22 protein-coding genes and 1 pseudogene are annotated in these 15824 nt (G+C 61.2%); 11 read left to right on the top strand and 12 right to left on the bottom strand.

Translation table 11 applies throughout. From position 1 onward, the window contains the following. Nucleotides 1-4 precede the first annotated feature (4 nt). Nucleotides 5-802, bottom strand: coding sequence for an SDR family NAD(P)-dependent oxidoreductase (locus L6D64_RS09745; RefSeq protein ID WP_176506734.1), 798 nt, complete (start codon nucleotides 800-802; stop codon nucleotides 5-7). Between the two features lie 104 nt (nucleotides 803-906). Here L6D64_RS09745 and L6D64_RS09740 point away from each other — a divergent pair, with 104 nt between their 5' ends. Continuing rightward, nucleotides 907-1860, top strand: coding sequence for a GlxA family transcriptional regulator (locus L6D64_RS09740; protein WP_054887759.1), 954 nt, complete (start codon nucleotides 907-909; stop codon nucleotides 1858-1860). Nucleotides 1861-1936: 76 nt separating this feature from the next. On the opposite strand, the gene L6D64_RS09735 is transcribed toward L6D64_RS09740, so the two are convergent. Both L6D64_RS09735 and L6D64_RS09730 read right to left on the bottom strand, forming a co-directional pair. Further along, nucleotides 1937-2284 (bottom strand): hypothetical protein, encoded by a 348-nt coding sequence (locus tag L6D64_RS09735; RefSeq protein ID WP_176506733.1) that lies wholly within the window; start codon nucleotides 2282-2284, stop codon nucleotides 1937-1939. Between the two features lie 88 nt (nucleotides 2285-2372). Further along, nucleotides 2373-3497: a mechanosensitive ion channel family protein gene (locus L6D64_RS09730; protein ID WP_176506732.1), complete on the bottom strand. Its 1125-nt coding sequence runs from the start codon at nucleotides 3495-3497 to the stop codon at nucleotides 2373-2375. A 220-nt stretch (nucleotides 3498-3717) separates the two neighbouring features. Here L6D64_RS09730 and L6D64_RS09725 point away from each other — a divergent pair, with 220 nt between their 5' ends. After that, nucleotides 3718-4014 carry a hypothetical protein gene (locus L6D64_RS09725; RefSeq protein ID WP_176506731.1) on the top strand — a complete coding sequence of 99 codons (297 nt, stop codon included), beginning with the start codon at nucleotides 3718-3720 and terminating at the stop codon, nucleotides 4012-4014. A 36-nt stretch (nucleotides 4015-4050) separates the two neighbouring features. On the opposite strand, the gene L6D64_RS09720 is transcribed toward L6D64_RS09725, so the two are convergent. Together L6D64_RS09720 and L6D64_RS09715 are read right to left on the bottom strand one after the other, a co-directional pair. After that, nucleotides 4051-4296, bottom strand: coding sequence for a hypothetical protein (locus L6D64_RS09720; RefSeq protein ID WP_176506730.1), 246 nt, complete (start codon nucleotides 4294-4296; stop codon nucleotides 4051-4053). Nucleotides 4297-4402: 106 nt separating this feature from the next. After that, nucleotides 4403-4867, bottom strand: a complete 465-nt coding sequence (locus tag L6D64_RS09715; protein WP_054887754.1) for a hemerythrin domain-containing protein — start codon at nucleotides 4865-4867, stop codon at nucleotides 4403-4405. Between the two features lie 250 nt (nucleotides 4868-5117). Here L6D64_RS09715 and L6D64_RS09710 point away from each other — a divergent pair, with 250 nt between their 5' ends. Continuing rightward, the gene (locus tag L6D64_RS09710) at nucleotides 5118-5402 is read left to right on the top strand and encodes a DUF6555 family protein (protein ID WP_176506729.1); all 285 of its coding nucleotides are present in this window, start codon (nucleotides 5118-5120) and stop codon (nucleotides 5400-5402) included. A gap of 397 nt (nucleotides 5403-5799) precedes the next feature. On the opposite strand, the gene L6D64_RS09705 is transcribed toward L6D64_RS09710, so the two are convergent. The 3 genes from L6D64_RS09705 to L6D64_RS09695 form a co-directional block, all read right to left on the bottom strand. Further along, nucleotides 5800-6243: a DUF421 domain-containing protein gene (locus L6D64_RS09705; RefSeq protein WP_054887752.1), complete on the bottom strand. Its 444-nt coding sequence runs from the start codon at nucleotides 6241-6243 to the stop codon at nucleotides 5800-5802. A 9-nt stretch (nucleotides 6244-6252) separates the two neighbouring features. Continuing rightward, entirely contained in the window at nucleotides 6253-6705 is a 453-nt protein-coding gene (locus tag L6D64_RS09700) for a hypothetical protein (RefSeq protein ID WP_236192400.1), read from the bottom strand. Between the two features lie 65 nt (nucleotides 6706-6770). Then, entirely contained in the window at nucleotides 6771-7274 is a 504-nt protein-coding gene (locus L6D64_RS09695; protein WP_176506727.1) for a CinA family protein, read from the bottom strand. Between the two features lie 207 nt (nucleotides 7275-7481). Here L6D64_RS09695 and L6D64_RS09690 point away from each other — a divergent pair, with 207 nt between their 5' ends. Further along, nucleotides 7482-7715 (top strand): PLD nuclease N-terminal domain-containing protein, encoded by a 234-nt coding sequence (locus L6D64_RS09690; protein WP_054887750.1) that lies wholly within the window; start codon nucleotides 7482-7484, stop codon nucleotides 7713-7715. A 37-nt stretch (nucleotides 7716-7752) separates the two neighbouring features. On the opposite strand, the gene L6D64_RS09685 is transcribed toward L6D64_RS09690, so the two are convergent. Continuing rightward, nucleotides 7753-8610: a glucose 1-dehydrogenase gene (locus L6D64_RS09685; protein WP_176506726.1), complete on the bottom strand. Its 858-nt coding sequence runs from the start codon at nucleotides 8608-8610 to the stop codon at nucleotides 7753-7755. A 193-nt stretch (nucleotides 8611-8803) separates the two neighbouring features. On the opposite strand from L6D64_RS09685, the gene L6D64_RS09680 reads away from it, so the two are divergent. Continuing rightward, nucleotides 8804-9328 (top strand): hypothetical protein, encoded by a 525-nt coding sequence (locus tag L6D64_RS09680; protein ID WP_176506725.1) that lies wholly within the window; start codon nucleotides 8804-8806, stop codon nucleotides 9326-9328. Nucleotides 9329-9395: 67 nt separating this feature from the next. Here the strand turns inward: L6D64_RS09680 and L6D64_RS09675 are convergent, their stop codons facing one another. From L6D64_RS09675 to L6D64_RS09665, 3 genes are read right to left on the bottom strand one after another with little or no spacing between them, the layout of a single operon-like run. After that, the gene (locus tag L6D64_RS09675) at nucleotides 9396-9935 is read right to left on the bottom strand and encodes a type 1 glutamine amidotransferase domain-containing protein (protein WP_176506724.1); all 540 of its coding nucleotides are present in this window, start codon (nucleotides 9933-9935) and stop codon (nucleotides 9396-9398) included. A gap of 46 nt (nucleotides 9936-9981) precedes the next feature. Then, nucleotides 9982-11307: an SDR family oxidoreductase gene (locus L6D64_RS09670; RefSeq protein WP_176506723.1), complete on the bottom strand. Its 1326-nt coding sequence runs from the start codon at nucleotides 11305-11307 to the stop codon at nucleotides 9982-9984. A 19-nt stretch (nucleotides 11308-11326) separates the two neighbouring features. Then, nucleotides 11327-12529, bottom strand: a complete 1203-nt coding sequence (locus L6D64_RS09665; protein ID WP_176506722.1) for a zinc-dependent alcohol dehydrogenase — start codon at nucleotides 12527-12529, stop codon at nucleotides 11327-11329. Nucleotides 12530-12797: 268 nt separating this feature from the next. Here L6D64_RS09665 and L6D64_RS09660 point away from each other — a divergent pair, with 268 nt between their 5' ends. The 6 genes and pseudogenes from L6D64_RS09660 to L6D64_RS09635 all read left to right on the top strand — a co-directional run bounded on the left by L6D64_RS09660 (nucleotide 12798) and on the right by L6D64_RS09635 (nucleotide 15823). Next, complete coding sequence (locus L6D64_RS09660) at nucleotides 12798-13079, top strand: hypothetical protein (protein WP_176506721.1); 282 nt, start codon at nucleotides 12798-12800, stop codon at nucleotides 13077-13079. Nucleotides 13080-13314: 235 nt separating this feature from the next. Beyond that, complete coding sequence (locus tag L6D64_RS09655) at nucleotides 13315-13908, top strand: GNAT family N-acetyltransferase (RefSeq protein ID WP_176506720.1); 594 nt, start codon at nucleotides 13315-13317, stop codon at nucleotides 13906-13908. Beyond that, nucleotides 13905-14264, top strand: a complete 360-nt coding sequence (locus tag L6D64_RS09650) for a cupin domain-containing protein (RefSeq protein WP_176506719.1) — start codon at nucleotides 13905-13907, stop codon at nucleotides 14262-14264. The genes L6D64_RS09655 and L6D64_RS09650 overlap by 4 nt, the downstream gene beginning before the upstream one ends. A 180-nt stretch (nucleotides 14265-14444) precedes the next feature. Beyond that, complete coding sequence (locus L6D64_RS09645) at nucleotides 14445-14981, top strand: chalcone isomerase family protein (protein ID WP_176506718.1); 537 nt, start codon at nucleotides 14445-14447, stop codon at nucleotides 14979-14981. Nucleotides 14982-14983: 2 nt separating this feature from the next. After that, nucleotides 14984-15520, top strand: a complete 537-nt coding sequence (locus L6D64_RS09640; RefSeq protein ID WP_176506755.1) for a DUF3833 domain-containing protein — start codon at nucleotides 14984-14986, stop codon at nucleotides 15518-15520. Continuing rightward, a pseudogene (locus tag L6D64_RS09635) lies at nucleotides 15517-15823 on the top strand (DUF6482 family protein). Before L6D64_RS09640 ends, L6D64_RS09635 begins: the two are co-directional and overlap by 4 nt. Nucleotide 15824: the final 1 nt, after the last annotated feature.

Genomic DNA, 15824 nt, shown 5'->3' with positions numbered 1-15824 from the left:
GGGATCACCTGGCGTTGTAGCGAGGGGCAAGCTGGTTGCTGGACAGCTGACCGAGCAGGGCCTTTCGGCTGGCTTCATAGCGTTCGAACGATTGCAGGTCATGCAGCGAGGGGATGGAAATCAGCACATCGTCGTCGAAGTCCTGCAAGGCACCGTCCACCAGGTCCTGGGCCGACATGACGATGGCGGGGTCCAGGTTCTCGACCGGCAGACCGCCGATCTGCCAGAAGTCGGTCGCTGTGGCCCCGGGCAGGACTGCCTGGATCCTGATGCCCTGGTCCGCAAGCTCCTTGTGCAGCGACTGGGTAAAGGCGGTGACATAGGCCTTGCTGGCGCCGTACACGCCGTTGAGCAGCTCCGGCGCCAGGCTGACGATCGACGAGATGTTGATGATGGCGCCTTGCTTGCGCGCCACGAAGCCTGGGACGGCCGCATAGGTGAGGCGGGTGAGGGCGGTGACGTTGAGGTTGATCATTTCGGCCATGCGCTCGACATCACTTTCCAGCAGGCTGGTGTGAGTGCCGATGCCCGCGTTGTTCACCAGCAGGCTGATGCTGGCGTCCTCACGCAGTTTGCGTTCCACCCTGGCCAGGTCAGCGGCGTTGCCAAGATCTGCCGGGAACACCTCCACGTTCTGTCGGGTTTGCGTGGTGAGCCGGCTGGCCAGCGTGTTGAGGCGTTCGCGGTTCCGTGCGACCAGCACCAGGTCGTAACCTCGGCGTGCCAAACGTTCCGCGTAGATCGAACCAATGCCGGTGGAAGCGCCGGTGATGAGGGCGGTGCCTTTGAATGACTGTGTCATGGTGGTGCTCCTGGTTGGGTGTAGCGCCATGATGGAACAGGTCGCTTTTGTCTTGAACGACGTATATGGTACGTTTTCAAGACATTGAACAAGGAGCGCTAATCATGCACCGGGTCGGCTACCTCATCACCGAAGGGTTCCAGATCATGTCGCTGGCGACGCAGTCGGTATTCGAGTTCGCGAACATCGTCGCGGGCGAAGCGGTTTACAAGATCCAGAACTTTTCCATCGAGGGTGGCACGGTGCGCTCTTCGCTGGGGATGTACATGGACACGCTGCCGTTGGGCGCGCCTGGTCTGGCCGACACCTGGATGATCACCGGGACCTTGACCCCGCTGACGCCGCCGAGTGAGCAAGTGCTGGCCAGCGTGCGAGGCTTCGTCGACGGCGCTCGACGTACCGCAGGCCTGTGTACCGGTTGTTTCATCCTGGCCCAGGCGGGCGTGCTGGATAACCGGCGAGCCACGACGCACTGGGCCTATGCGAAAAAGCTGCGTGAGCTGCATCCGAAAATCGAAGTGGAGGACGATCGGATCTTCATTGTCGATGGGCAGATCTGGACCTCGGCTGGCATGACCGCCGCCCTGGATATGGCGCTTGGCATGGTGGAAAAGGACCTGGGAACCGACATGGCCAGGTCAGTGGCACGCAAGCTGGTGATGCATCAACGCCGCTCGGGTGGGCAATCGCAACATTCCGAGCTGCTGACCCTTTCGCCAAAGTCGGATCGGATTCAGAGCGCCCTGGATTATGCGCGCAAGCACCTGAGTCGGCCGTTGAGTGTCGAGGAGCTCGCCGAAGCTGTGCATTTGAGCCCTCGGCAGTTCACGCGCGTATTCACCGCCGAGACCGGACAGTCACCGGCCAAGGCCGTGGAGAGCTTGCGGCTTGAAGCGGCCAGGCTGCTGATCGAGCAGAGCAGGCACAGCCTGGACGTGGTGGCGAAGGAGGCCGGCTTCAGGGATCGGCGGCACATGCGCGAGGCCTTCATGCGCGGCTATGGCGTCCCTCCGCAAGCCGTGCGCAGGGACGCCAGGCGGGTGGTGACTGCTTCCTGACCGGCATGGGCTCAGCGGGCTGACAGGCGCTCGCTGCTCGCTGGCCCGTCTTGTCGTGTCTGCAATCCCATTGCCGTCAACCGCCGGAGCTACCGCCACCTGATGCGCCACCTGAGCCGCCAGTGCCCGAGCCGCCACTGCCGTTGCCACCGCCGGTACCGCTGCCGGTACCTGAGCCGTTGGTAGTGCCGTCACCCCCGGTATTGTCCGTGCCATTGCTATCGGTACCCCCAGAACCGGTACCCATGCCATCCCCAGGCGTACCGGAGCCGGTGGCCCCGCCGTTGCCATTCATGTGGCCACTGTCCTGGGTCTGCGTACCTGGGGCGCGTTGGTCGTTCAGGTCAGTCGCCGCCAGTACCAGCGGGGCGCTGGCGCCAAGACACAGCGCCAGTAACAACGAATGAGGCTTGATGATCTTCATGGTCTGTCTCCATTAAGGGGTTTACCTTTGGTTGGGCCTGCCCGCGGGGCAACCTGTGCGATGGCGCCGACGAGCGGAGGCCACGGAGTCAGGCCCCTCTGATACCGAGGCTGTCGCGCCCCTGGCCCTGCAGGCCGGCCTCGTGTGGCAATGCGGTGACCTTGATCGCGCGCACCGGTACTGCGAACTTGGCGCCGATTTTCGAGAAGCGTTCGAGCAGCCTGAAGTTGATGGCCTGCTGTATGTCCATGTACAGGTTGTAGCCAGGGTCCTTGACGATGTACACGCATTCGAATTCCAGCGCCTCCTTGCCGAAACCGCGCAGGTGGGCGCGGTCGAAACGCACCTGTTCCTGAGCCTTGATGGCCTCTTCGACAATGCCCGGCGCTTTCTTCACCGCCTCGGTGGGCGTGTCGTAGGACAGGCCGAACTCGAAGACGATGCGTCGCTCCTGCAGGCGTTTGTAGTTCTGGATGGTGCTGCTGATCATGCTGGCGTTGGCCATCACGATCTGCTCGCCGCCGAGGCTGCGGATGCGTGTGGTCTTCAGGCCGACGTGTTCGACGCTCCCGGCCAGCGGCCCGATGACGATGAAGTCGCCGACCTCGAAGGGCTTGTCCACGGCGATCGACAACGAAGCGAACAGGTCGCCGAGGATGTTCTGCACGGCCAGCGCCACCGCGATGCCTCCCACGCCCAGGCTGGCGACGAACGCGGTGATGTTCACACCCAGGTTGGACAGCATTGCCAGCAGCACCACCGACCACAGCAGCACCCGCGCGCCCCAGGCTGACAGGGTGGCCAGTGCACTGCCCTGGTTCAGGCCAGCGGCGCGGTGGCGGGCGAAGTAGTGGCCCAGGCCCAGGCCGATGGCGCGGTTGGCCCAAAGGCCGATCTGCAATGCAGCGACCACGAACCACAGGCTGCCGACCCGGGTCAGCCAGCGCTCGGGCAGGTCGAGCATGCCCAGGCCCACCAGCAGCGAGGCCAGGAACAGGAGGAAATTGCTGGTGCCTGACAGCACCTTGGCCAGCACCTGGCTCAACGCGCCGTCATGCTCGGACCAGCGCCTCACCCGGTGCAGCAAAAAACTGATCGCGGCGCGGGAGACCAGGAAGGTCAGGACGGCCACGGTCAGTGCCAGCAGCAGGTTGAGGATGGAGATACCGAATACGGTGGTATCGGTGAAAAAGGCGATGATGCGTTCGTTCATGTGAGCCTCACCTCTGGTTTGCCCGATTGATTAGCCAAGGTTCTCTTGTTGGGACGCCCAACGGGCCCCACAGGTCGATTGGATTTCTCGGTTTCGGCAAATTCCAGGTTTCGTGGCCGGGATCAGCGCAGCTGGCCGGCCGTCCGACACTGGCATTTGATTTGGAGTGTTGGCGCACAGCAGGTGATCTACCGCTGACAACCGTGCAGAGGACAAGCAGATGAAACGACGAGGCGAAACCTATCGGCAGTGGTGCGACCCGATCTTGCACCACCAAACCCATGAGGAAGCGCTCGACAACGGGGTTTGCATTGAAGTGCAGTCTCGTTTGTCACGCACAGGTGCTACCCAGTTGTTCATCGGTGTCTATCGGGCAGACGGATCGGTGCTGCGTGAACGGGTCTATCATCAGCGCCCCGGCGAAACCATGAGCCGGGCGCTGGTTTGGGGCGTTGGCTATGCCCGTCGTCTAGCGAGCGAGGACAAGGTCGTAAGCGCCGAAACGGCAGGCCGATGAGCGTGTGGCTGAAGGCCCGGCGATGGCGCCTGGCGTTCAGCCAGTCTGCATCGCCGTGTTCTTTTTCCAGCCCCGCAGGTTCATCACGCACAGGCAGACCTGTAGGATGATCAACGCCCAGGCCTGTGCCTGCCACCCCCACACCGCCCACAGCACATTGCTGGCGATGAAGCAGCAGAAGCCGAGCTTGCGTCGGCCTGGGCGCCGTGAGCCGATGCACCAGGCAGCCAGTACGGTGAGGGCCATGGCGGGCCACTCGAGAAAGTCGATCCAGTCATTCATCCTGCGACATCCAAGCGATTGCGTTTCGATGTAGATTGCCCAGCGCTGAGTTGCCCACCCCGTAAGCCTGGGCCAGCGCGCCCGGATGGGGCGCGCTGGGGGTTGGTCAGGCGGCGCGCTGTTCACCCTTGAGCAGTTTCTTCTGGGCTTCCATGGCCTGGCCCATGTCCTCCAGTTGCTGCTTGCCCAGCAGCTTGCGAGCGGTGGGGAACAACTCGCTCTCTTCTTCCTCGATATGATGTTCCAGCAGCTCTTTCATCACTTTGACCCGGCCGGCGAATTCCACGCTTCCGGTCTCGGTCTCCAGCAGGTCGGGCAGAACCAGCGAGTCGACCGTGCGGTGTTCCTCCTTGGCTTCGTAGTACATCTTTGCCTCTTCCTTGCCGCCAGCCTGCTTGATCGCCGGGTACAGGATCTCTTCTTCCAGGGCCGTATGGATGGTGACTTCCTGCTTGATGCGTTCCAGCAGCTCGGCGCGTTTCTTCACCGCTCGTTCGGTGGTCGAGGACAGTTCCTCGAGCAGTTTCTTCACCAGTTGATGGTCCTGGATCAGCAGTTCGATCGCGTTCATGGGACACCTCTTCAGGGGGCTGGGAAAAATCACGGTTGCCTTCGATGGAGTGGGCCACAAGCGGCGGGGTTCAATGCAATTGATCAGCGCACTGGCGGGACGGGGTGTTCTGGCCACTGCGATCCGGGGTGTGACGCGCTCGGCCAGTATCGGACGCTGGATAATATGCGACGTATCCGGTCGTGCACTTTCACTGAATCTTTTCTTGCACGCGCTGCTCCTAGATCGGGAATCGTAAAAGGAGAGTCCGATGGCAGGTCAGCAACTTTTCGTGATCGAGTATGCGCTCAGGAGTGAATACCGCACATTCATCATCCGGCTGGACAAGATGGATAACGCCGAAGCGTGGCATTGGGCGAGCTGTGATGCCGGGGTCGGCATCATTCCTCGTTTTGGCCAGCACAAGATCAAGAAGGTCAGCCGGCCCATGGCAGAGCGCTATGGCATTTCCAATGTGAAATGGCGAGCCGCCGGGGAAGGCCCGGAGTTTGTCGCTCCGCCAGTGGACGTCAAGAAGTTCTCAACCCACTCTTGACTGATCGTTGCAGTGGCCAGGGCCGATCCGTCGCCCTGGCGAATATTCTTGATTGAGCCAGCGCCGCTCGTCTTCACGCAGTTATTGGCATGGAATTCTCATAGATTTTGACCGATCGAAATTATTTCCAACCACAATAAACACGGGGGCTTTATGAGCTGCCTTATCTGCGCAGGAAGTGCGGTGTCTGTCCAATGTACGGTCGGCTGGGAAGAGCGAAACTGCCCCCGCTGTGGGTGTTACCGAATGTCCCAGGCGCTCATTGCCTCGATGATGGAGGAGGGCCAGATCTTCGATGCAGAAAAAATGAGGCTCTGGCTTGGCACGTGTCGTAATGTCGCAGCGGTGCCCACCATAGAACCCCATCAAGCGATATTGATGCGATAACCGGAGGCAGTCATTCGTTTGCGATTATCGATATTTTTCCGTTTCGCTCCACGATCGCAAACTTGATCTGTTGCACCGATTCCAGTCCTTGGCTGTCGCGAGCTGATTCCAGAATGTCGTCCTCGGTCAACCGGGCCCGGCGCATTCGCTGGTGCAGAAATTGCCCATGCTCGACCACCAGGGTTGCGTGGCCATCCAGCAAGCGTGCAAGTGGGCGGGCGTTCAGTTTGGCCAGCGACAGGCCAACATCCAGCACGATCAATGTGGCGATCACCAGCATGGCATTGGTGAACGAAAAGTCTTCGCCCAGGAGCGCCTGCTGGGTAGCCTCGCCAATGATCAGCAGCAAGACGAAATCGAAGGTGGTCAGGTCGGCCAGCGAGCGCCGCCCGGCTATGCGGAACAGCAGCATCAGGGCGAGGTACATCCCGGCTGCGCGGAGGATCGAATCCATGACGCACTCCTAGGGGTAGAGGAATGTGGAAAAATGGACTTCAGTCTGCGAGCCTGCCCTCACGGCGCCCTGCAAAGTTCCGACGTGCTCGCTGCGTAGCGTCAGGTACAGGGTGGCGACGCCATCACTTGTCGTACCCAGTTGCAGGAGCAGGGCGGGGCCATGGGACATCGAGACCTGCGGCTCAGGCTGCATCGTCTCGATGCTGGCTTCGCGAAGCAGTGACCCCGCCAGTTCGACCATGACCGGTTTGCCCGGTACGCCTTGGACGGTGATGAACAGGCTGTCGGTTCTACCGCTGCGGCTGAGGCGCTGGTATTCGACCTTCAAGCGGCCATCCTGGCTTACCGCCTCGGCATCGCTCAACGGGCCGTTACCAAACAGCCCAGCCAAGGCAAGCACGACGATGATCAGCAGCACATACCAACCGACACGTTCGAAGCGCCAGACGCGCTGCTGCATCCGCATGTTCTCTTGGACGGGGTGGCGCCTGGACCACAGCTCATCGTCCGCCATTTCACTGGCCCTCAGGCACGTTCGCCGCGAAGCCAGCGTTGGTGGTAGTGAGCCAGGCGCGTGAGGCCGAATTGCGCGCCCTGGCGCATCACATCCGTCCTCTCGCCAAAGAAGCGCTGGGTACGGGTAAAGACCGCGACAGGCTCGCCGGCAAAGGCCCAGGCAAAGCACATCGTCCCGGGTGGCACCCCGGACTCAGGGCCGGGCCCGGCGACGCCGGTGGTGGCAATCACCACATTGGCATCGCTGTCTCGCAACGCACCCAGGGCCATTTCCCAGGCCACCGGCTCGCTGGTCAGTCCGTAGCGCTCGATCGTTTCGCCACTGACGCCCAACAAGCGCTTTTTTGCACTGGGCGAATACACGACATAGCCACTTTCCAGCACCTCGCCGGTGCCGGGGACTGCGGCCAACATGGCCACCATGCAACCTGCCGTGCACGATTCAGCAGTGGAAAGGATCAACTGATGGTCTTTGAGATAGCCAATCGCGGCCAGTACAGGATCGGACGTCATGAGGGTTTCGACTCGCTTGTTCTTTTGCTGTTGACGCAGCCGTTGCGCGAATGGTTCAGCCCTTGTTCGGCCCGCCTGTCCCAAGCCTGACACCTGGCCTGAACTTTGTCCGGCTTGCTGCCTTCACTTGTTTAGGGGCAGCGGACCTTCGGCATAAACCGGTATCAAAACGCTGCGGCTACTCAAATGGAAAATGGAGACAAGCAAATGGGCGATCTCGCAACGTATTTCTGGATTGCCGTGGCGGCCATCATTCTGCTGGTCGATCTATGGGCGATTGTCAGTGTGTTTCGCAGCGACAAATCTGACGCAGTCAAGGTGATGTGGTCGTTGATACTTATCGTGCTGCCCGTCGTCGGGCTTGCCATATGGGGCGTCGCTGGCCCGCGTGGGATCAAGCGCGGCACGGGGCCGACCTCACCCGAACACAGCAAAGGGTAGCGGGCAGGGCTCGCCGCGGGGCGAGCCCTTTTTGGGGCTAGAGGATCGGTTTGCCGCCCGTGACGGCATAGCGTGACCCGCTGATGTAGCTGGCCTCATCCGAGGCAAGCAGAACGTAAATCGGCGCGACTTCGACCGGTTGGCCAGGCCGCCCCATGGGGTAGCTGGCCCCGAAATTCTTGACCGCCTCATCCGGCATGGTCGCGGGTATCAAAGGCGTCCAGATCGGGCCCGGCGCCACGCAGTTCACCCGTATGCCCTGCTTGCCCAGAAGCTGGGCCAGCCCAGCCGTGAAGTTGGCGATGGCACCTTTGGTCGTGGCGTACGCCAGCAGTTGCGGCGAAGGATCATCCGAATTCACCGAGCTGGTATTGATGATCGAGCTGCCTTTGGGCATCGAGGGCAACGCCCGTTGGCAGATGCGGAAGATGGCCGTGATGTTGACGTTGAAGGTCATCACCCATTCATCGTCGTCGATTTCATCGAGGGTTTCGTGAGACATCTGGAACGCCGCGTTGTTGACCAGCACGTCGATGCGGCCGAACTGCTCGACGGTCTTGTCGACAATGTCATAGCAATGCTGCTTCTGCGCCAGGTCACCGGGGAGCAGCAGGCACTTGCGACCCGCTGCTTCCACCCAGCGGGCCGTCTCTTTCGCATCGTCATGCTCGTCGAGGTAGGCGATGGCGACATCAGCGCCTTCGCGAGCGTAGGCGATGGCCACAGCGCGGCCGATACCGCTGTCGGCACCGGTGATCAAGGCGACCTTGCCGGCAAGCCGGTCATGCCCTGTATAGGTCTGTTCGCCGCAGTCCGGATATGGATCCATCCGGCGCTGCGATCCGGGCACCGCTTGCGGTTGTGAAGGGAAGGGCGGGGTGGGGTATTCACTCATGGTCATAGCTCCTGCATTAACGAACGGATGTCTCCGTTTGAAACAGCACCGAGCAAAGTGTTGGACGTGATTGGCTGTCGCCGCGACGGACGGAGTGTTCTGCGAATTGCACTGAATTTTCGACAAAGGGCTCAGCTCTACCTGAGAGATGCCAGTCTTCTCTATACGCCGTTGCTGATCCAGGAGGAATAGAGTGCCCCGTATCATCACGCCCAGCACACCCGAGCACGAGCAGGAGGAGCGTAACGCCAGGATGTTCGGTTCGCCCAAGGAGCGCCTGGATTTCTACCGCAAGGAAATCCAGTACGAGACCAGCATCCTGGCCAACCGGACAGACGCCTACCTGGCGGCCCAGTCGTTCCTGGTCATCGCGTTCGTGTCTTCGATGGGCAACCTCAACCCAGGGTGGGGCGAAATGTTCACCCTGCTCGTGCCCGCCTTTCTCGCATTGCTTGGCGTGCTGAGTTCGCTCAACGCGTGGCCAGGCATTCGCGCTGCTTATCGCATCATTGAACACTGGCAGCTGAAACAGAGTCATCTGCTGCGCAGTGAACCGTTGATGGGGCTGGCTTACGACGAGTCGCCGCTGTTTTGCGAGGTCGAGACTTCGCAGGCAGGCCACCGTAAATCGCTGCTGTTTTCCTTGCGCACGCCGTGGATATTTCTTTGTTTCTGGATCGTGCTGGGCAGCTACTCGGTCTACATTCAGCTGGCTTGAAGCGGCAGGGCAAGGCCCCGTTGTCGATGCAAAGCATGCACGACAAGGGGCCGAATGCAGAAGGGGCTCAGCTGGCCAGGGCCTTGATCAATTGTTCATTGAAGGCCGGGATATCGTCCGGCTGGCGGCTGCTGATAAGGTTGCCATCCACCACCACTTGCTCATCCACCCAGTTGCCACCTGCGTTGCGGATGTCATCCTGCAATGTCTTGTAACTGGTCATCCGCTTGCCCTGTGTCAGGCCCGTCGACACCAGCAGCCAGGCACCGTGGCAGATCACCGCCAGCGGCTTGCCGGCCGAGTGGTGACTTTTCACCAGCTTCTGTGCCCCCGGAATCAGCCGGATCGTGTCGGAATTCTGTACACCGCCAGGCAACACGATCGCGTCGTAAAGATCGAGGTGGGCACTGTCAAAGGTGGCGTCCACCTCAAACGCGTCCGCAGGCTTGTCGTGGTTCCAGCCGCGTACCGTTCCTTCCTTGTCAGCCAGGATGTCGACCACAGCTCCGCTTTCTATCAAGGCGTCACGCGGCCCGGTCAGCTCGACCTGTTCAAAACCATCGGTTACCAGAAAGGCCACGCGCTTGCCGTTCAATTGTGTGCTCATCGTTGATTCTCCGTTCTCAATGGTAGGGTCAGTTCGTCGGGATCATTCAGCCGCGCCGGCGTTGCGAACGGGTAATGACGAAGCCTGCAAGGAAACCGATAACCGCTGCGCTGAGCAGCAGTGCGGTTTTATCTTTTGGCGTTCGCCATCCGCCTTCGACACTTCGACGGCCACTGGGCGGCTCGAACAGATTGCCTGCGGACTTTTCTGCGCTGGGACTGCGCTGCAGGCCCCTGCGGGCAAGCCACCCGGACAGTGCCGGCAGCCCGGGCACCAGGTAGCTGGCCAAATGGGCGATGCGGGCGCTTGCGCCGACGGTCGTGTTGGCGCGAGGCGAGATCGCGCAGGCCACCATGGCCTTGGCCACTCGCTCCGGGTCGTAGATTGGCCCCGGCGGTTTGAGGGCATGACCGGTGTAGTTGCCACCGTCGCGGAAGCCGGGGGTATCCATTACGGCGGGGTAAATGTCGCAGACGTGGATATCGGGGAACTCGGTAAGCTCGCCCCGCAGTGCCTCGGTGAGCCCGCGCAAGCCGAACTTGCTGGCCGAATAGGCGGCGGCGTAGGGTTGGGCAAGCCAGCTGCCCAATGACAGGGTGTTTATCAGTATGCCGCTGCCTTGCTGCTTGAAGTAGGGCAGTGCAACGTGAGCCCCTCGAAGGTAGCCCAGCAAATCGGTCTGGATCACCTGCTCGTGCGCTTCAAGCGGTGTCTCCTCGAAACTGCCCACCGCTCCCACACCTGCATTGTTCACCCAGATGTCTATGCGCCCATCGCCAAATTCGGCAGCGCGGGCTGCCAAGGCTTGTACCTGGTCGCTTTGGGTCATGTCGGTGGTCACGGCCACCGCGTCGGTGCCGCAATCGGTGCATTCGTCCAGCGTTTCGAACAGCGCTTCCTCATCCCGTGCCGCCAGCACCAGACGAGCGCCTTTACAGGCAAAGGCATGGGCAGCGGCTCGCCCTATGCCGCTGGACGCGCCAGTGATCACAACCACCTTGCCACGCAGCGGGCCCTTGATCGGCGAGCCGGTCAGTGGCGGTGGCTGGTCGGGTGCGACGGAGGGGTTGAACGGCGCCGTGAAGGGCTCACTGTCCTCAATGGGCGACAGCTGGAGCGTGGTGCCGTCCACCAGGTTCAACGTCAGGTTGCTGATGGTGCCGGCCACCCGATCGGGGAATACGGGCTCTCCTTGAGCATCCAGGCTGTCGTAGATGAACCGGTCATCCTCCAGCCATCCAACCGCCGTCAGCAGCTCCGGGCCCAGGTAATACTTGCCATCCTGAAAGAAGCCGGGGAACTGATGGGCCCGCTCGATGTTTTCGACACAATAGCGCTCACCTGGCTTCATTCCTGTCGCTTGATCAATCATGCTGCAAGCTCCTGTGAAGTTAAATGTGGTCGGGGCCGAGCGTTCCGGATGCCGCTCCTGGAACCAGGATCACCTTGCGGCAGTCATCCTCTTTTTGATCGAACATCCTGTAGCCCAGGGCTGCCTCTTCCAGCGCGAGGCGATGGGTCACGATCAATTCCGGCTGCAGCCGTCCCGCTTCGATATGCTCGAGCAGCTCGGGCAGGTACTTTTGGACATGGGTCTGCCCCATCTTGAAGGTCAGGCCCTTGTCAAACGCATCGCCGAACAGGAAGCCGTGGATGAACCCGGCATAGACACCTGGCACGCTGACCACGCCGCCACGCCGCACCGCCGCAATGCTCTGACGCAGCGCCTTGCCGCTGCTGCCCTCCAGCTTCAGGGCCGTCATGACGGTTTCCGTGGTGCTGCCCTTGGCTTCGAACCCGACGGCATCGATGACTGCGTCGACGCCGCGCATACCGGGTGTCTGGCGGATGATGCTGTCGGCAGGGTCGTCATCCTTTTCGAAATTGATCGGGATGACGCCGTAGGCATCCTGGGCATAGGCCAGCCGGTAGTCGTTGTCATCCACCATGAAAATGGTGTGAGCGCCCAGCATCCGTGCGCAGGCGGCACTCAGCAGCCCCACCGGCCCCGCACCATAGATCGCCACCGACGAGCCTTGGCCGATCTGGGCATTGACCACAGCTTGCCAGGCGGTAGGCAGGATGTCGGAGAGGAACAGCACCTTGTCATCAGCGAGGCTCGTCGGGACTTTGAACGGCCCGACGTTACCCTTCGGCACCCTGACATAATCGGCTTGGCCTCCCGGCACGCCGCCGTACAGGTGGCTGTAGCCAAACAGTGCTGCGCCGGGTGGAATCCCCTTCTTGTTGAGGATCGCTCCTCGCCCTGTGTTGGTCGTTTCGCAGGCGGCAAACAGATCGTGCTGGCAGAAGAAGCAGCTGCCACATGCGATGACGAACGGGATCACGACGCGGTCGCCAACCTGCAGGTTGGTCACGTCTTTGCCGACCTCTTCGACGATGCCCATGAACTCGTGGCCGAAGATGTCGCCGTGCTCCGTTGCCGGGATCTTGCCGTGATAGAGGTGAAGGTCGGATCCGCAGATGGCGGTGGCGGTCACCCTCAGGATGATGTCGTCCGCTTCGGTGATGATCGGGTCAGGGACGGTATCGACCCTGACATCGTTAGCGCCGTGGTAAGTCAGTGCTCTCATGCTGTTCGCTCCTGCATCACAAAAAATCGTGGGGGTATGCAGGGGAAGCCTCATGGGCGGGCAAAGTTCAGACCAAGTTGTTCAGTGGTGATCCTGGACACGGCAGAACACACATGCAGGTCGAGTCAAAGCCTAAAGAATGGATTGTCCAGCGTTTAGCCAGCCCCAGCATGCACTGAGGTGCCAGGCGGGCACACCGCTGACCTGTCCCGGCTGAACCTATTCACCGCTGCGTGCTCGACAGTCAAAGCGTGCGAGGGCAGGCGAGATGAACGCGATCAACCAGCAGATCAGCCAGGAACAGCGCCGTCTGGTTGCAGTGAACCGTTGGTTCATGGTGTATGACGATGTCGAGCGCAGGCGTCATTGCCCAAGCAGCCACCACGAAGCGCTGCTTGGCCAGGCCGACGAGATGGACCGCCTGGGACTCATTGGCTGGCGCGAGTGGCGGGACCTACGGCGCCTCGCCGACCGTGCATTTCTAAAAGCCATAGCCGGCGCGGACTACCATCATGTCCCTGGCGAACGCTTTCAGCCTGAGCCCACTTGAATCACTGTGACAGGGCAGCACGTCACGCAAGGGCTGAGCAGGCCAATGCCCCAGGCCGCGTCGCCCCGAAGCCACTCAAGCAGTCGCGGCCCTTTGAACTGAGCCTCGGCGTCGCATGCTGTGCTGACAGTGTTCGCCCCGAGCATGATGGGAACCGTGCCACCTGGCTACCCTGCCTGCCTGTCAAGGGCGTAATCCTTGAAACCAGCCACCCGATTCCATGGAAGCACTGTACATGTCTATCGACTTCAGGCCTGCCCAAGCCTCGGACGCGCACGATATTGCGCGCTTCTTTCAACTGACATCGGAGGGCATGGCCGATTACATATGGAGCAAGCTTGCCGCACCCGGAGAAGCATTGCTGAGCGTTGGTGCGTGTCGCTATGCCAGGGAGCAGGGCGACTTCTCCTACAAGAACTGCCTGATGGCCACGTCCGAAGGCCGGGTAATCGGCATGATGCACAGCTATGCCTTGCACGAGACGCCTGACCGGCCTGTCGAGACAGACCCGGTCCTCGCGCCTTATTCCGAAATGGAAATACCCGGCAGCTTGTACATCTCCAGCCTGGCCCTGGATGAGGGCTGGCGCAGCCAGGGCCTGGGCGCCCAGTTTCTCCGCCATGCCCAGCAGCGCGCCGAGGGCGCTGGCCTGGATGGGCTGTGCTTGATCGATTATGCAGAAAACCACGGTGCACGCCGCTTCTACGAGCGTCACGGTTTCCAGATTGTGAAAACCTGCCAGATCGTTGCGCACCCCATGCTGAGGGTCACCGGTGACGCCTATTTGATGTATCGCCCCAACCACCACGTGCTCGAGAAAAAATCATGAACCAGAAACTCACCGTGTTCCGCGAACTGGATATCCAACCGGTGCGCGACCTTCCTTTTTTTGCAGAGGTCGTGGAAGGCAGCCCCCATACGCTGACGTCCAGGTACTATCACGATGAACAGCAAGGTCGCATTTCCGGCGAATGGGAGGCCACTACCGGAGCGTGGCGCATCGACTACAAAGTCTGGGAGTTTTGCCATGTCCTCAGTGGCCGCTGCGTCATCGAGCTTGAGGGTTGCGCCCCCGTCACACTGGCAGCTGGCGATACGTTCATCATCGAACCGGGCGCCAAGGGTAAATGGACCGTGCTGGAAGACATGAAAAAGAACTTCGTGATCCTCGTGCCCACGAACTAGGACCGTTCACCCGGTTGACAGCTGGCTGCATCACGCCAGCCAGTATCGCCATGGCCGGCGCCTGAATCCTCTATCAGGCCTGCCCGCGCACGGCTTCGATGTTAAAATCTATACAAGGCCAGTAAAATATCTGTACATTGTGTTAGGGTTGTACAGTATTTCTGCGTGTTCGAGGCCAGTATGGCGCACCCTGCTCGTTGGACAGCGCTTTGCCTGCTACTGGTTGCCCTGTCAGCGACGGCGGATTGGCGTGCGGAACTGCCAGCTGCGCAACGGCTGGGTGCCGGTGAGTTCACCTGGTTTGGCCTGCGTCTTTACACAGCTCAATTGTGGACAGTAGGTCCTGTTCATGACTGGAACCAGCCTTTCGCCCTTGAGCTGCTGTACCACCGCTCGCTGTCCAGGGACACCTTGGTGCAGGCCAGTCTCGAGGAAATGCGCCGCCTCGACACGGGCAGCATGACGCCGCAGCAACGTGCCGCGTGGACCGATGCCATTGAGCAGGCATTCGTCGACGTGCATGCCGGCACGCGCATTACGGGCCTGTACCTGCCGGGGCAGGGCTGTCGCTTCTATGTCGATGGCAAGCTCAGCCGCGAAATTGCCGACCCAGCCTTTGCTCGCCAGTTCTTCGCCATCTGGCTCGACCCCCGCGCCAGGGATACCCAACTGCGTCAGCGCCTGCTTGGGCTGGCTGGCAACGACCGAGGACCATGAACATGTACAAGGCGCTGTTGCTGGCTTTCTGTGTGCTTCTGGGCAGCTGTGGCAATGTCGGTGTCGAGCAGTATGCCCAGCAGCAACCCAAACTGGACCTGGCTGCGTTCTTCTCGCGACCGGTGCAAGCCTGGGGGATGTTTCAGAAGCGTTCCGGGGAGGTGGTCAAGCGCTTCCACGTGCGCATCGACAGTCACCGCGAAGGTGAGCGTCTGATTCTCGACGAGCAGTTTCTCTATAGCGATGGCACACGCCAGCAACGTACCTGGACGCTGGTGCCTGACGGCCCCGGCCGCTGGCGCGGAACGGCGGGGGACGTGATCGGTGAGGCGCGAGGCGAAGTGGCAGGCAACGCGCTGCGATGGCGTTACCAGCTGGACCTGCCAGTTGACGGAAACCACTGGCAAGTAGACCTGGACGACTGGATGTACCTCATGGATGACGACACCCTGATCAACCGCTCGAGCATGAGCAAACTGGGCGTGGAGATAGGGCAGATCACCCTGTTCTTCCGCCGTCTGCCGGAGGGCACACCATGAACTTGATCGCGCTCACTCAACTGGTTTCGACCGGCGAGGCAAAGGAACTTGAGCTGCTGTCGCTGGAAGGGGGCTTCTACCTCCTGCGCGCCTTGACTGACGTAGGCCCCGTGACCTTGAGCGATGCCCTCGGGCAGCCTGTTCGCGTGCGCTCCACGACTGAACTGAGGCATTTGCTCGGCGGCCTGCCCCCCCGTGCCGTGCATGCTGGTACAGCAGGTGGTGCATGATGAGATGTGCGGGCAACGTGACGGCCCGATTGCGCCGCTGCGGCTGCCGATATCGCTCGCCAGCCAGTGGTAGC

The sequence above is a fragment of the Pseudomonas urethralis genome (assembly GCF_021602465.1).
Taxonomy (GTDB): domain Bacteria; phylum Pseudomonadota; class Gammaproteobacteria; order Pseudomonadales; family Pseudomonadaceae; genus Aquipseudomonas; species Aquipseudomonas vlassakiae.
Note: the sequence above shows the minus strand (reverse complement) of the source record. Positions and strands in the feature narration are given on the sequence as shown.